11 protein-coding genes and 2 pseudogenes are annotated in these 14,792 nt (G+C 59.3%); 8 read left to right on the top strand and 5 right to left on the bottom strand.

Annotated elements, in window-relative coordinates; genetic code table 11:
* Positions 1-151: 151 nt before the first annotated feature.
* Positions 152-1,774 carry a chaperonin GroEL gene (groL, locus tag QX048_RS09745; RefSeq protein WP_315827740.1) on the bottom strand — a complete coding sequence of 541 codons (1,623 nt, stop codon included), beginning with the start codon at positions 1,772-1,774 and terminating at the stop codon, positions 152-154.
* 230 nt (positions 1,775-2,004) lie between these two features.
* Between groL and QX048_RS09750 the strand changes: the two genes are divergently transcribed.
* Together QX048_RS09750 and QX048_RS09755 are read left to right on the top strand one after the other, a co-directional pair.
* Entirely contained in the window at positions 2,005-3,240 is a 1,236-nt protein-coding gene (locus tag QX048_RS09750) for a hypothetical protein (protein ID WP_315827741.1), read from the top strand.
* 224 nt (positions 3,241-3,464) lie between these two features.
* Positions 3,465-4,553: a hypothetical protein gene (locus QX048_RS09755; protein WP_316200716.1), complete on the top strand. Its 1,089-nt coding sequence runs from the start codon at positions 3,465-3,467 to the stop codon at positions 4,551-4,553.
* A gap of 987 nt (positions 4,554-5,540) precedes the next feature.
* Here QX048_RS09755 and QX048_RS09760 read toward each other — a convergent pair.
* Positions 5,541-5,672, bottom strand: coding sequence for a hypothetical protein (locus QX048_RS09760; RefSeq protein ID WP_316200715.1), 132 nt, complete (start codon positions 5,670-5,672; stop codon positions 5,541-5,543).
* Positions 5,673-6,328: 656 nt separating this feature from the next.
* Here QX048_RS09760 and QX048_RS09765 point away from each other — a divergent pair.
* Genes QX048_RS09765 through QX048_RS09775 form a run of 3 tightly spaced genes read left to right on the top strand, consistent with a single transcriptional unit; the run spans position 6,329 to position 7,923 of the window.
* Entirely contained in the window at positions 6,329-6,925 is a 597-nt protein-coding gene (locus tag QX048_RS09765; RefSeq protein WP_316172499.1) for a hypothetical protein, read from the top strand.
* A gap of 40 nt (positions 6,926-6,965) precedes the next feature.
* A complete protein-coding gene (locus tag QX048_RS09770) occupies positions 6,966-7,382 on the top strand; it encodes a hypothetical protein (protein ID WP_316172498.1) in 417 nt (138 codons plus the stop codon).
* Position 7,383: 1 nt separating this feature from the next.
* Complete coding sequence (locus tag QX048_RS09775) at positions 7,384-7,923, top strand: hypothetical protein (protein ID WP_316172497.1); 540 nt, start codon at positions 7,384-7,386, stop codon at positions 7,921-7,923.
* A 183-nt stretch (positions 7,924-8,106) separates the two neighbouring features.
* Here QX048_RS09775 and QX048_RS09780 read toward each other — a convergent pair whose 3' ends face one another.
* The 3 genes from QX048_RS09780 to QX048_RS09790 all read right to left on the bottom strand — a co-directional run bounded on the left by QX048_RS09780 (position 8,107) and on the right by QX048_RS09790 (position 10,774).
* Positions 8,107-8,442 (bottom strand): hypothetical protein, encoded by a 336-nt coding sequence (locus QX048_RS09780; protein ID WP_316172496.1) that lies wholly within the window; start codon positions 8,440-8,442, stop codon positions 8,107-8,109.
* Between the two features lie 25 nt (positions 8,443-8,467).
* Positions 8,468-9,529 carry a hypothetical protein gene (locus QX048_RS09785; RefSeq protein WP_316172495.1) on the bottom strand — a complete coding sequence of 354 codons (1,062 nt, stop codon included), beginning with the start codon at positions 9,527-9,529 and terminating at the stop codon, positions 8,468-8,470.
* A gap of 93 nt (positions 9,530-9,622) precedes the next feature.
* Positions 9,623-10,774: a hypothetical protein gene (locus tag QX048_RS09790; protein ID WP_316172494.1), complete on the bottom strand. Its 1,152-nt coding sequence runs from the start codon at positions 10,772-10,774 to the stop codon at positions 9,623-9,625.
* 266 nt (positions 10,775-11,040) lie between these two features.
* Here QX048_RS09790 and QX048_RS09795 point away from each other — a divergent pair.
* The 3 genes and pseudogenes from QX048_RS09795 to QX048_RS09805 all read left to right on the top strand — a co-directional run.
* Positions 11,041-11,393 (top strand): annotated as a pseudogene (locus QX048_RS09795) (integrase core domain-containing protein); the annotation flags it as partial.
* A 301-nt stretch (positions 11,394-11,694) separates the two neighbouring features.
* Positions 11,695-12,570: a transposase gene (locus QX048_RS09800; protein WP_316172493.1), complete on the top strand. Its 876-nt coding sequence runs from the start codon at positions 11,695-11,697 to the stop codon at positions 12,568-12,570.
* A gap of 514 nt (positions 12,571-13,084) precedes the next feature.
* Positions 13,085-14,172: pseudogene (locus QX048_RS09805) on the top strand (IS110 family transposase).
* Positions 14,173-14,792 lie beyond the last annotated feature (620 nt).

Consider the following 14,792-nt stretch of genomic DNA (forward strand, 5'->3'; position numbering starts at 1 on the left):
CCTCCCTCCGGGACCCAATCCATACTCTCCGTCGGATGAAGCGGCATGTTGACTTGAATCAACAGTCAATGGCCGGCCGTCACTAACCGGTCCGCCGCAAAGTTGTGCTCCGCTCGGGGGAGGGGGCACGGCCCCGTTTCGTGGTCTAGCGTCACACCGGAATTTCGGGTTCCGCTAACCGTTCGCGCTTTGGCTCCGCGATTTCGGTCATCGTCGCCTCGGTGAGCAGGAGGATGCCGGCAACCGACACCGCGTTCTCGAGGGCTGTCCGAACGACCTTCGCGGGATCGACAATGCCGGCCTCGACGAGATCGACATATTGCTTGCGCGCGGCGTCAAACCCGAAACTGCCGACGCCACTCAGCATGCGCGCCACGACCACGCCGCCATCCGTTGCCGAGTTCTCCGCGATCTGGCGAGCGGGGGCCTCGAGCGCGCGCTTCAAGATCTGTACACCGGTCTTTTCGTCGCCTTCGCAGAGTGCTTCGTCCTTGCCGACGGCTTCGATGCATCGAAGCAAGGCAAGCCCGCCGCCCGGCACGATACCTTCTGCAACGGCCGCCTTCGTCGAACTGATGGCGTCGTCAAGCGCCTCTTTTCGTGATTTCATCTCAGCTTCAGTCGGCGCTCCGACACGGATAACGGCAACCCCGCCCGACAGCTTGGCGAGCCGCTCCTCAAGCTTCTCCTTGTCGTACTCGCTGGTCGTTTTCTCGATCTCGCGGCGGAGTTGTTGCAGCCGCGCATCGATCTGGCTGCGTTCGCCCTTGCTGCCGATCAGCGTGGTGTTTTCCTTGTCGGCAACCACACGGGCGACATGTCCCAACTGCTGCAAAGTGGTGTTTTCGAGCTTCGAACCGAGATCGTCGGAGATGACCTGGGCGCCAGTGAGGATTGCAATATCCTGCAACATCGCCTTGCGTCGCTCACCAAAACCGGGCGCCTTGACGGCGCAGCCTTTGAGCACGCCGCGAAGCTGATTGACGATGAGCGTGGCCAACGCCTCGCCTTCAATGTCTTCGGCGATGATCAGGAGCGGTTGTGCCGACTTTGCGATCTGTTCGAGCAGCGGAATGAGGTCGCGCAGGGCGCTGATCTTGTGGTCGCACAACAGGATGAATGGCTCTTCAAGAACCGCTTCCATGCGATCGGCATCGGTCACGAAGTAGGGCGACAGGAAGCCGCGGTCGAATTTCATCCCTTCCACCACGTCGAGCGACGTTTCGGTGGTCTTGGACTCCTCCACCGAGATCACTCCATCGCTGCCGACTTTCTCGAGCGCATCGGCGACCAGCGCGCCAATCGATGGATCATTGTGAGCCGAGATGGTGGCGACCTGAGCTCTTTCCGCCTTTGTCTTGACGGGGCGCGCCATGGCATGGAGGGCCGCTATCGTCGCGTGGGCAGCGCGGTCGAGGCCCCGTTTCAGATCGATGGCACTGGCGCCGGCGACCACGTTCCTGACGCCGTCGGCAAGAATCGCATGTGCCAGGATCGTCGAGGTGCTTGTTCCGTCGCCAACGAGATCGCCGGTCTTCTCCGCGGCCTGACGCAGCACCTGCGCTCCGAGATTCTCCTCCGGATCCTTGAGGTCAAATTCCTTGGCGATCGTGACGCCGTCGTTGCATACGATCGGGGTGCCCCAGCTCTTCTGGATCAACACTGATTTTGATTTGGGGCCGAGCGTCACGCGCACGGCGTCCGCAAGCAGCGAGGCTCCGCGCAGGATCTTTTCACGGGCCGCGGAATGAAACAGCACCTGCTTGTGAGGCATCAATCGCTCCTCAGAAGGACGGCTTTCATCGAATCAAGATAGAAGTGACGCCGTTTTGAACGCTTGATCCTGATCAAGCCTAGGCCTGGGAGCAACTCGCCGGTCGGATGCCGAGTGGCCTTGCATTGCCCCCCGAGCAAGCCTACGCTGTTGCAAGCTTTAGTAGAAAACAGGTTTGCTGCAGTAACGCGCCGCGCAGCTTGCGCTGCGAAATTCATTGGGAGCGGGACGTGCGCTCTATTCCAATTCCTCGGCTCAATGGGGCTTTTTGGACCATCGTCCTTCAACTGGTGGCCTGCTTGCTTCCCGGCCTCACCTGGGCCGATGCTCCCGGCAAGCCGGCGTTGACGGTTATTCTCGCGCGCAATGAAATCCTCGCCGGCCAGACGATGGGCTTCAGCATATGGATCGAGAATGCGACCGAAGCCAGGATCATGGACGCGGGTCTTAGCTTGTTTGGTCCTCCTTCTTTGAAGATCGGAAGCCTCGGGCCAGACGGCACATGCGACGTAAAAGACACCATCGGTCTCGGCACCGTTGAGCCCGGTTCGACCTTGGTGCGCAGCAGAATGTGCCTCAAGGCCGATTCCAGCATCGCAGAGCGGGACGAGAACCTGGCGTTCAGTGTCAGTTATTCGCTCCAGAACGTGAAGGACAACAAGACGATCGCCGGCGCATCTGTTGCGGAAAAGAAGATGAGCATCGGTCTTTTCGGGACTGAGAGCGTGGGCGGTGTTTCGCTCCGCCTCGCGTCGTACGTCATTCCCGGCACGTTCTTCTTGATGATTTTGCGGCTATTCGCCCCCAAGGAGTCAAGAGTTGAACTGGGCGCGACCGAGTCCGTTACACTCAGCATCTTTATCTCGACTCTTTTGTTCCTTGGGACGGCATACCTCATTCCTTCCTTGCAGCTGCGTTTTGCGGGGATCGGATCGACTGTGAGCGCGATCGCGTTTCTCGCGCTGTGTGGCGCTGCAATTGTGCTTGGCGGAATCTTGGCTGCCGTCTTGCAAGGTATTTCGATGATCGGCGCTCGGGAGCGCATCGCGCGCATTGTCCAAGAAACCGACAGGGTCGGCCCGATCATTCAGAAAGCCGTGCGTGCGGCCGGGGGCAAGCTCGATCCGGTTATGATGATCGCGGATGGCAAGCAATATTTCGGCTCGCTTGTTGTGCCTGCAAGCAATGGCGGCAGGATTTTGCTCGGCTGGTTTCAGCTCAAGGCGCCTGATGCGAAGTGCCGATCGGAAATGAAAGAATGGTTCGATAAAGACGAGTTCATCAAACCCATTGATGCAGCAGCCCGATGGGGAGTCGAACCGACCATGTTCGACCCGATCAAGGAATCAAGAGCCGGCAATCTTGAGCCGACCGAATTTCTCTGGATGTACTTTGACGAAAAGGCAGCGCGGTTGCCGGCCGGGCGCGAGGATCTTGCACAAATGAAACCGCTCACCTTAACCTGAAGAGCCGGCCGGGACCGGCCTTGCGGCCGGTCCCAGGAGATCGCTGCCGCCTTGCTCGCCTGGTCGGTAAGCACTGGCGACATATTTGGGCAGTCGCCCAGCTGTACAGCTCGTTGAGAATAGCGCGCAAAGCGCGAGAAGACAATGGTTTGCGGATGACCGGCGAAGCGAGATGCCGGGGATGCTGCGCTTGTGAGGAAATCGATCTTGTGAGGAAATCGATAATGGCGCGCGCTGTCTATTGTGTTTTTGACGTTCACCTCTGGTCGCGGCCGTTCGTTGCGGCCGATTTTGATCCACGGGTTCACTTCCTTTGGTCCTCTCGTGATTATCGCCAGATGCGCAGCCAGGGGGCCAAGATCGAGCTCGCGAACCTTGTCCTTCTTCCACTGAATGATGAATTCGACCTGCGCCGGAATCACTTCTGGCCGCGCTATCAGGCGGTCGCTAGCAATATCCCGGGGACCATAACCTCGTTTGGAGATGCCTGCGATCTCGTGTGGCCTCTACGCTGCAGGCCCAAGAATCTCGACTTAACGCTGAACGAGGCCGTGTGGCACAAGGCGGGGAGAGTGCGGTCAACCATCTGGCTGTGGCCGTTCGGCTGGTCTTCCATGCTCGAGATCGACCTGCCTGCAGACGATGAATTTGACGGGCTGCTGGATATTGGAATCGCGTTGCGTGAGAAAGACCCGGCGCCTTTGCTCTTGAAGGGGAAGGCGGTCGGGGTATCAGGCGCGCTCGCTCATCTCTCCCAACTCGTCAGGCAGGATCTGTGCACGCCGGCCGCACAGGGAAAGGCGATGGAAACGACCCGCCTTCCGCGCTACGTAGTCTGCGCGCTTGAACTGTCGAAAGGATTTCAGATCCGTGAGAACATTCCTGTAGCGGATCAGATGCTGCTGATCGGGGCCGTGCGTGGACAGGAGCTCGACCTTGCCAAGTTTCTCAGCAATCGTCCGCTGTTTACTCGGCTCGGCTACGGCAATTTTGCCGTTACCGATCTCGATGCGGGGACCGCAATCGTGCAGCGGCATTGGCAGGACCGGCCGGGCACAAAGCTCGAAAGCAATCATTGCTTCTACGTCAACACACGAAACTTTTTCTCGATTTTTCTGACACTTCACCGAATGATCGCCTACATCACCGTGAAATCAAAGGACGATGCAAGGGCGGTGGCGGCCGCATCGGTGCTTGCGTCGTTACCTATCGAGTACCAGAACAAGCTCTGCTCGGATTTCGCAGCCAACTACGCGCCGCTGCACGGCGTTCCTGTTGCCGGCAATAAGAGTCCCGCTGGACCAGCTTCTTGAGGCAACCGTGTGCAGTAGTCGATACGCTGATCGTTCAGTGGATCGCAGGTCAAGGTGCGGGGACATGCGAGGCGGTCTTGGGCTAGGTGTGCCGCGTCCACATGTGCGTCGTAGGCCTTGCGGCGTATGCGGCGGGCTCAACGCGTCAATCGGCACCAGGTGCGCCTCGAAACATGTCCAAGACATCGTTCCACATTGCCGGCGTCATTCCCATTTCGTGGCGCACGTCCGGATAGAGCCTGAAGTGCGCGTCCAGCCCGGCAGCGTGGTACAGCTGCCGTGCGGGCCAACCAGCTTAACGACCGGCTCTGCGTCCTCGCCGCACGTGAAGCCAACCGTGCCATACAGACGCGTGCGGCTGTCAGGGCTGTTGCCGAAGGAGGGGAAGATCTCGCCGCACGCGCTGCGCCACACGGCGGCGACGTGGCTCATGCAGCGGCACGCTATCCGGGGCAGGTCTCAGGCCTTCTCGGAATGTCGGTCAAGGTGCTGCTCGACACCTTCGGCCATCATCATCCCGGACTGCATGCGCGAGGCCGCGGCCGCGATTACCTTGAGGGATCGCAAGCAGAACGTATCGGTGGTCGAAACGGTGGTTCACCTCGAAAAACACTTGGTGCGTAAGCCGTAAACTCTTGAGCTCATTGGTGGGCCCGGCAGGACTCGAACCTGCAACCAGACCGTTATGAGCGGCGGTATGTCGACTGGCTTTGTTGATTTTCCTGCGCTTTCGTCCGATTTCGATAGTGTTCGTATCGTTTCGTTCACGCACTTTCTGGTGCGAAACTGGTGCGGTCGTCCAAGCCGTGCTCCACGAACATCGGCAGCTCAGCTGAGCGCTGCTGCCGCATTTGGAGTCCATCCGTTACGTCCGAACAGGATTGCCGCCTCGTAGAATGCGCCCTGTCGAGCGATCGGCAGGGCGTTTTCTTGCGGCGGTCAAAAGTGCAGCCCGCGGCGGGTCATCACACGGCGGATGTTGTCCAGCTATGTGAGGGCGTAGTGACGGGCCAGCGATCCGGTCTCAAGCACATCGAGCCCCTGCTCAATTCCGGCGGCTAGACGGAAAAGTTCATCGCGGGTCATCAGCATCAATTCGTCGATCGTCCAAAGGTGCATCTCTTCCTCCATCGCGCGGTCGCGCCATTGCGGCCTTGGAGGAGGCGGGAAACGCTGGAGGAGGCGGATGCATCGCGTGCGACCGCAACGAAGTGGAGGGGCGTCCTCTTCGTCTTGGGGCGCTTGCATCGGGAGCCGACGGCCGAAGGCGACCCGGCGGGATAACCGAGCTGGCCGTCAAGGCGTACGGAAGTGGTCGGAAGGTTGGAAAGCGCCGTGGTCGATGAACGGGCAAATGGGGCTTACCGTCACAGCAAGCTGATGAACGTCACAGCATCTTGCGTCGACTAATGGTAAACGACAGGGATATACGTCTCCTTTACGTGTTTCGGAGATCCTTATCGGGCGCTCTTTGCAACAGTTTGAAACATACCGTGAATGAGCGAAGGCCTTGGCAACATTGCCGAACTTGCGCTTCTCGCGATTCGTGTGCATTCTTTTTGCAACGGGAATGGTTTTCGGGGGAAAACCGGAGCACAGCGTCGCGTTTTGGGCAAAGACTGACCCGCGCGGCCGTAGGGCGGCTTGAGGCCGACAGGAACTCAGGCTTTCTACGGGTGTTACGGTTTTGAGCTGTTTGAAAGTTGCCGCGACCGGTGCGGGTCTGCCGGTTGAAGCTGACTTGACATCAGACGCCCCAACATCGTGGGGGACTTATGGCTGAGCTTCGTGAAGACCCGGTACACGAAAATCGCTACTTCGTTTCGGAAGCCACCGGAAAACCTCCGGCCCTTGGAGCTGAGGTGAGCGATTCAGCGACTGACCTTTCGGTCTATTGGTCGTGTAATGTATCGCGGACTCAGATGCTCGCGATCGTTCGTGAAGCCGCGGAGTCTCTTTCGAAGGAATTTTTAAAACGTCCACCGGTCGGCGGCAAGTTTGTTGCATACGGTAAGGACATGAGAGTTGTATTCGCAATCCGCGACGACGAATTTGTTCCGGAAGAGAAGCAGCAATCGACGGAAGGAAAGCCGCCGCTCGAGAGTTTCGATGCTTGCCGCGCAGAGCTGAAGTCTCCCTCCGGTACTGTCGTCGTGTGGGCCAATGTCAATGGCCCGGTTCGCAAAAGCCTTGAAGACGGCGGACAGAATGTCGGCGTGAGCGTACCACAAGATATCTTTGAGACTGCGAGCCAATCGTTTATTGCGCATGCAATTGAGCTGACATTGGGGATGAAGCGCAAAGCGGTATCTTCGCTGCTTGAAGAGTTTTCAGGAAATCTGCTTCCGAGAAGACGTCCGGCAGCGGGGTAAGTTCTTCGTATAAAAAGATACGACATTTGGGGGGGGGAGCGTGGCGGCAACTTCGAATGTGTCTGGTTTGTTTTATGTGATCATGGACGTGAAAGACTCGACAGGATCCTCGGTTTCTAGCATTCCAGGCGGAACTCCCCCCATTAAGCACGTGATCAGCGTCGAAAACATATCCGCGCTTTCTCAGAACGTGAAAGTCAAAGCAAGCTTGCCGAATAGCACGCGGAGCATTGAGTTTGTAGACGGCTCTGGAACATACGATCAATGGAGCGATAGCCGTGTATCGGTCGCATCCGGCGTAACCGTCACTCTGGATTTTGAACTGCGACGGAACGGCGGCCCCAAAAATTCGGCAGAGCCGATCCAATGCGATGATGTGGAGGATTCTATCGGATCACTTGCCTCGTCGTCGGCCACATGTGGCGTTCCGTTTTCCATGACGATCGCGGCGACATGACATGGACCTCGAAACGGCGATCGTCGCAACACTGCCGCCGTTCTTTGCGATCGTTGTTGAGCTCATCAACCCGGTAAATGAGCGGGCCATCGAGCCTAAGGTCGCCGTAGATCTTAGAGCCTTTGAACTCGGCGCCAATCACGAACACCTCGTAAAAACCGCGACGAAGTTGGTATCGGGTGCAGTTGAGCTGGCTGGGCTCGCTCCCACATTCGTGGCGTCGCTCACTGCGGGCCTGGGACTTGTCGTTGAGTACGCAAAAGTCTGGCTACGCGGAAACTTTCATTGGAGCCATCTCATAATTCTTGGCGGCTTCATCGCAATCATCCTTCTTCTTGTCCTAGTGGTGATGAGCTATCTGGCCGGGCAAACATATTTCCAGATTGAAGCCACACGGCAGCCATGGCCCATCGCGCCTCGACGCAGGCCATGGTGCACCGCCTCTCGGGTGATCCAGTGGATGATCGTCTCTACGAATATATTTCTCGTTCTCTTAGTCTGGATTAGCTATTCGATGCTCGCGGAGCACGAGGCTTCGTAGCCGTCCGCGAGTTTCGTACAAATCAGACCAGATGTAACCCTTCCGGCCCGTGCAGCAGATCCCAGTGCGGCGTGTGCGGACCGGCGAAGTCAGGCGCATGGTTGAGGGCGAGCGTGTGATCGTCGGCGGGGCCGAGCGTTTCCACATGTGACCTGCCCCAGCTGTTTGTACTGGACGGCAGCCTCACAGACCTTCTCTCAGGCAATAGAAATTCGTTGTGGGACGCGATTTCTTGTCGATCTCGCGCATCATGTCCAGGTTAACTCGGGCGCCTTCATTCTTGCACGCCTCAAGGCTGTTATAAGTTGCCGCTCGGATCACGTGCCACTGCTTGTTTAGGTCGTAGAGGAAAAGAATGAGCACGCAGGGTGAGCACTTCTCGTCCCTGCGAGCGCTTGTCGTGTGGTCGATGTCGTCCGCACTTTTTGCCGCGCTGACCGCAGCTAAAATGAGGCATGCAGACATGAGAAGCATGCCAAAGGTATTTTTGCACCGCGATCCGATCCCGTTGTGTGCCAATTCTTGTACTCCTGAGCTGTGAAGGTCACTGATTGGCTGGAGGCACCAGTGACGGCAAGGGCAGGGGATATTCCAAGCGCACGCCTGGACCCCGAGACGGCACTGCCGCAGGAGCGCGGGTAGGTGCCGACGCCCCCTGCCTCTGCTTAGGAACGGGCGCAAAATGACCCCCTGGCGGTGACTTCTTGGGTTCTGGTGGCGGCCCCCAGACCTGATATGGCGGTGGCGGGCCCACATCTGAGGCAATAAGCGCAGAGCCGTTCTTTGCGCCGAAAGCAGCAACGACATGCTGCGTGTTCAGATTGAGGGTGAAGGTACCCGAATTTTCGCGCGAGGCGGACAGGTCGGGGACGAGCGGGGAGATGCTGTTAGCGATCAACGTATATTTCAGATCGATCCCCGGTTTGATGTCGAGGGCGAACGAGTATTGAAGTTGGCCGGCATAGACGGATTCCATGTAGTCGCCTTTAGCGAGCCAGCTTTTCGCCATTTCGCGGCTGATTGTCCGTTCAAGCCATTGAGCCAACGTTGCCGTGCCGTCCACGTAGATGCGCTCGAATTTCTCGACCTCTGGAATTTGGTGCGCAACGAGAGCCTCAATATCTGCGACGGTGCGCTTGAGGGGCCTCTCGGACGGTGGCTCGACGTAACAAAAGAACCCAGCGTCCTCCGCCCCGTCTTCGCCAGCCAGGTCCGACTTTGATTGCATGTTTCGCTTTGAGGGTCCTAATTTTCCGTCCTGGGGCAGAGCGAAGACGGTCGTCCGCGTGTATGTCTTGAAGCCATTGAGCGACGGGCCAAGATGCCAAGTCTGCGACTTTCCGGAAGGGATGGGCGCTGTCTTCCAGTCGACACCAAGCGTGAGGCCGACCGTGTCAATGGTCTTTAGATCAACTTGTAGGGCGCCATACTTTCCTTCATCCAGATCAATATAGGAAAACTGATCAATGGCGGCCTGATAGCCGAGCGCGTTGACCGCACCCGGGAAGGCCGCACGACGCAACCGGTTTGCTTCGAGAAAGGTGATGATTTCGCACCGTAGCGCCTTAAATACGACATTCACCGGGACCGTCGTGCCTGGGTCCACGGATACCTCGTAGATGCTGCTACAGCCCGTGAGACTGAGTATTGCGAGAGCAAAAAGGATTTGGCCACGTTTCTGCACGCCACTATCTCCGATCTACTTCGGCGGTTGCTCCGTCAGCACCGCTTTGAGCGCCGATATGGCGCCTGGAAATTGTTTAAGAGTCTCAATGTCACGTTTAACCTGGCGCTCTTCGTCCGTCAGCATTGACGGCGGGAGAGGCCCAAATTTACGTTTGATGCTGGCAGCAGAGAGCACGTCGGAGCGTCCTAAGGTCCGGTTCGATAGACGCTCCTTGAGTTTGGTATCAAGGCCACCGCGCGTGTCTTGCAAGCCTTGCGCGATGGCCGATATGGCGACCAGGGGTTCGCCATAGGCTTTGGCCATACCCGCGCGATCAAACTTTGTGAGCGTTGAGACCCAGCCGCTGCGATAGCAGCTGCTCTTCTTTCCGTCGGCATAGATGTCTGGATCATCGCCGCCCGGGCTCGCCTTAGTGCTGAGATTGTACTTCATCACGGAATAGTTGTCGTACTTGGTCGTGATGAATACGCCATCGATGACAGCCTCATTGTCCGGATAGGCGTGGATCGTCGAAGTAAAGATCCTGCCCATATTGGCTTTGGCTTCCGCGACATTGGGGAAGTTGAAGTGATCGGCGACATATTGCCAATCAAAGTCGCATTCCACGCGCTGGTGCTCGTGTTCAAAACCAAGCGCATGGCCGAACTCGTGTAGCACATAGAAGCGGAAGACCTCAGTTTGACCGAAGAATTTGCTATCGTTCGGAAACTGTAACGTCATCGAATATGGCTCATAACCAGCTAGTGACGACGTGGTAGACTGATTGCCAACGAGGGATGTAAAGTAGGCGCTATTGTCATCCGCTGGCGCTGTGACATTCACGCGGACCATGGCAGAGGTGATGTTCTCACAAACTCGGTACGGCTTTGGTCCCCAATCGAAAGAGACCTTTGTTCCAACGGTCCACTCGTCAGCGACCGCTATGATCTTTTCAATCAGTACTTGGCGGTCAGACACCGCATTGGCCGGGCCGAAACAGACCGTGATGCCTCGCGCACCCCAGACGCTGTCGCGGCGAACGATCGAAAACATGGCGATGTGGCCCGCCGGCGGCAAGTTGAGCGCGCTGATCTTATCGAACGCCGTTGCCGTCTTCTCAGGGTGAAGCCCTTTTGCGCCGTTTACGGCGTCATGCGCAATAGCTTGCTGCCCTACGAGCAGCATTGCGCACGCGACCCCACCTCGACGCATACCTGGAGCCCCCGCTCGATTGCGTGTTCAACATTTCCATCACAACCTAGTAGGGCGGTCAAGCTCCCCTAAGTCGGTCGTGTCTATTTGAGCTAGGGAGAGGAGGCCGGCGAAAGCGCAACTATCGCGGCGTAAGCTGCCTGCAAAATCGAAATCCGCGGCTCGTCGACGTTATAAGGGCCGTCGCGAGCGCATCCCACGCATCTCTACGCGTTCATAATCGGACTTGGGGCGTCGCTAGTCTTCCTTCCGACACCTCACTCTCGGGCGCCCATTTCGCTTGAGAGCTGACCGGCTGGCCACCGAGCGTGGCAAGCCCAAGACGGTAGTGAGCGACAACGACAGCGAGCTCACCAGCCATGCCATCCTGACACTGGCCGATCTGAGCCGTGTCGCCTGGCACTACATCACGCCGGGCAAGCCGATGCAAAGCCCCTTCATCGAGAGCTTCAACGGCCGCCTACGGTATGAACTGCTAAATGAGACCCTGTTCACCTCGCTCGTGCGGGCCCGCGTCGCGCTCCGATGCTAGCGGACCGACTACAACGATGCTCGACCGCACTCCCGGCTCGGATGTAAGACGCCATCCGAGCTCATCCCGGGTCAGCAGCATCAGTTTGCCAATTGTCCGGAGTCGCATGATAGCCTCCATCGTTCGCCGCGCCAATCGCGGCCTTGGACGGAGGCGGCTGCGCCGGAGGAGGCGGATGCATCGTTGGCGACCGCAACGCAGTGGAGGAGAGCTCCCATGGTGCGCTTGCATCATTAAGCGACGGCCTGCCTGCAGGCGAACAGGCGCGATCACGCCGGAGCAAGGGGCGTTGGCGCTGAACAAAAGAGCGCTAGCGTGAGAACCGCAACGGCCGAATTCCCTTTGCGCCGGATAAATCTTCTTGCAAGGATGCCCGCATGACGATGGCAGCGCGTTCTCTAGCCAATCTGCCACCCATCGAAGCCGGCCCCACATCGCGCGTCCGGGCGATCCTGGCGGCCGTCCGGCTCTCGCGGCTGAGTACTACGCACTCACCGGCAAGCCGCTCGGCGTCACTGGAGAAATCGTCGAGTTCGCCGCCGCGGAATGCCTCGGGCTCGAACTCTCGGTCGCGCGCGCGGCAGGATATGACGCCATCCGGCATGGCTCCGGCGGCCCCGTTCGCATCCTGATCAAAGGCCGCGCCTGCACCGAGAGTGCAAACCGGGGAGAGCGGATCGGACGAATCAAGCCGGATTCCGCATGCGACGTTGTTCTGCTGGTCCTGCTCGACGCCGCCACGGACTGCATGTTGAGAGCGTGGGAGGCGCTGTGGGCCGAGTACAAAAAGCTGCATGATCTGCTGGTGCAGATGGTCGGCCGGGACGAGCTCTGCCGACGCTGTTGCGCCACTCCCGGTGTCGGTCCGGTGACGGCACTGACCTTCAAGGCGGCCATCGATGATCCGCACAGGTTCAGCAAGTCGAAGACCGAAGGGGCGCATTTTAGGCGGACCTCCCGGCGCATCCAGACGGGCACATCGATCGACATCGAAGGGCACATCTCGAAGTGCGGTGACGGGGAGGTTCGTACCGTGCCCTACGAGTCTGCGAGCGCGATGCTGGAGCGCTCCAAGAGATGGTGCGGCATCAAGGCCTGGGGTGTTCGGATAGCAGCCAAGCGTGGCCACAAATGTGCGGTGGTGGCCGTTGCGCGTAAGCTGGCGGTGGTTATGCATCGCATGTGGATCGATGGATCTGTGTTCCGGTTTCGCAGCCGAAGATGTAAGTGCCGCTGAACCGAGTTTTAGCAACCCGACGGCCCTCGCCGCCGCTATGTGATAGTTCTGGCGAGCACCGTCTGACAGACGATGCGACAATAGAAGATTGGCTGAGCTTCCGCCGGCCGGCGGAGAGGCGTTTGGTGGATCGAAGCGGATGCGGAGAGCACGCTATCTTGCCGGCGACGACAGCTCGATTGAGACGTCGAGCGCGCTACTGTGTCTGTGTTGCCCCGCGATCCTGACGACGACATGTGCGCCCGCTTGGCTGGCGGGGCTGAGCACGAACTCCTGGATGGACCACCAGATGTCATCACCTCGAGATCACGACAAAAGCCGTACCAATGCCGTGTTGTCGACCGCTCGTGTGCAGCTGTATAATACCAAGCAGAGGAGACGATCATGTCGGAGCAGAAGGCGGAGAAGCGCCCGATTACTCCCTGCCGTCCTTAATCGACCTGACCGTCCGTCAGCTGACGCGGCAGCGGCCGCCATGCAGAATGAGCGCTCTCACCAACACAGGAGGCGCGCCATGGAGTTCTTCTGCGGACTGGATGTCGGCATGGATCAGACCGCGATTGCATGGTCGACGACAAGGGCGAAGTGCTGCTGGAGGTCGCGGTGATGACCGACCCGGACGCGATCAAGGGAGCGCTGTCGCCGTATCTCGGCCGGCTGCGGCGGGTCGGCCATGAGGCCGGCGCGCTATCGCCGTGGCTGCATGGCGAATTGCTCCGTCGCGGCCTGCCGGCGATCTGTCTGGAGACCCAGCACGTGCGCGCCGCGCTGCATGCGCAGCGCAACAAGACCGACCGTGCGGACGCGCTTGGCATTGCGCACATCATGCGCACTGGCTGGTTCCGGCGCGCGCACATCAAGACCGCGCCGTGCTATCGGTTGCGACTGCTGCTGACGCATCGCCGCAATCTCAAACGCAAATTCCTCGATCTCGAGAACGCGATCCGGCACTCCTTGAAGGCGTTCGGCATCCGGCTCAACCGCATCGGCCGCGGCGCCTTTGCGCAGGCCGTGCGCGACGCGGTGGCCGGCGACGCGCTGATCAGCGAGCTGATCGATGCCATGCTGAACGCACGCGCGGCGCTGTGGAAGGAGTACTGTCGGCTGCACGGCCTGGTCGTCAAGCTGGTCGCCGGACACGAGCTGTGCCGGCGCTTCATGCAGATTCCAGGCGTCGGGCCGATCGCCGCGCTGAGCTTCATGACGGCGATCGACGATCCGTCGCGCTTTCGGCGGTCACGCGATGTCGCGGCGTATTTTGGCCTGACGTCGCGGCGCTGGCAGTCGGGCACCTCGATCGATGTGCAGGGGCCGATCAGCAAGGCGGGCGACGCCGACGTGCGGCGCGCGCTCTACGAGGCGGCGAGCGCGCTGCTGACGCGCTTCAAGCGTCGCGACAAGGTCAAGACCTGGGGACTGGCGGTTGCCAAGCGCTCTGGACACCGCAAGGCGGTGGTCGCGGTGGCGCGCAAACTGGCGGTGATCATGCACGCGATGTGGTGCGACGGCACGGCGTATTGCGGCGATCAGGCCGTCAGCACCGCCGACGCGGCCGCCCATGCCAAGCGCAAGGACCGCAGGCTGCTGGGAGCGCTGGCATGAACCATAGCAACAGCCCGGCAGCAACGAATAGGCGTCGCGGACGACGCGCGAAGTGATGGAGCTCCGCTGGCAGCGGATGAGGACCGGTGCAGATCCAAGACGACGGAACGCACGCTATCTTGCCTGCGACGCGGTGTCCGAAGGGACGGCGCGATCGCGCCAAATTGCCTGTGACGTGGCTCCGTCAGACCGATGGAAAATTGCGCCGCGACGGCTATGCTGCTGCCATCGTGCAGCCGCGCCACGCCGTCGCTGAGCGCGGAAAGCTGCACGGCGCACTGGAACTCCTCGCTGTCGAAGAGCTGCAGATCAGACCGCGCTGCAGGCGTGTTTTTGACAATGAAGATGGAGAGCACCGATGGCGAAAACGACGAAGACGATCGTGGCGGAGAGGCAGAACATCCGGCCGATTAAAGCGGCAAGATAAAAGCGCCTCTCCGCGGCGTAGATTCGGCGGTCGTAAGTTCTGTTGCTCACTTATTGCAGTATGGCACTGCTCCGACACCCACAGTGTTGCTAGAAGAAGAAAGACCCGAGAGATCAACGTGCCGGATGGCACTAATCGCAGCCTAGCGAACCGGTTCGCAAAATTGGGAAGACCTAGCCGTGAGCCCGTGGAG

Origin of the sequence: Bradyrhizobium sp. SZCCHNS30572, from assembly GCF_032484415.1 — a bacterium.
Classification (GTDB): domain Bacteria; phylum Pseudomonadota; class Alphaproteobacteria; order Rhizobiales; family Xanthobacteraceae; genus Bradyrhizobium.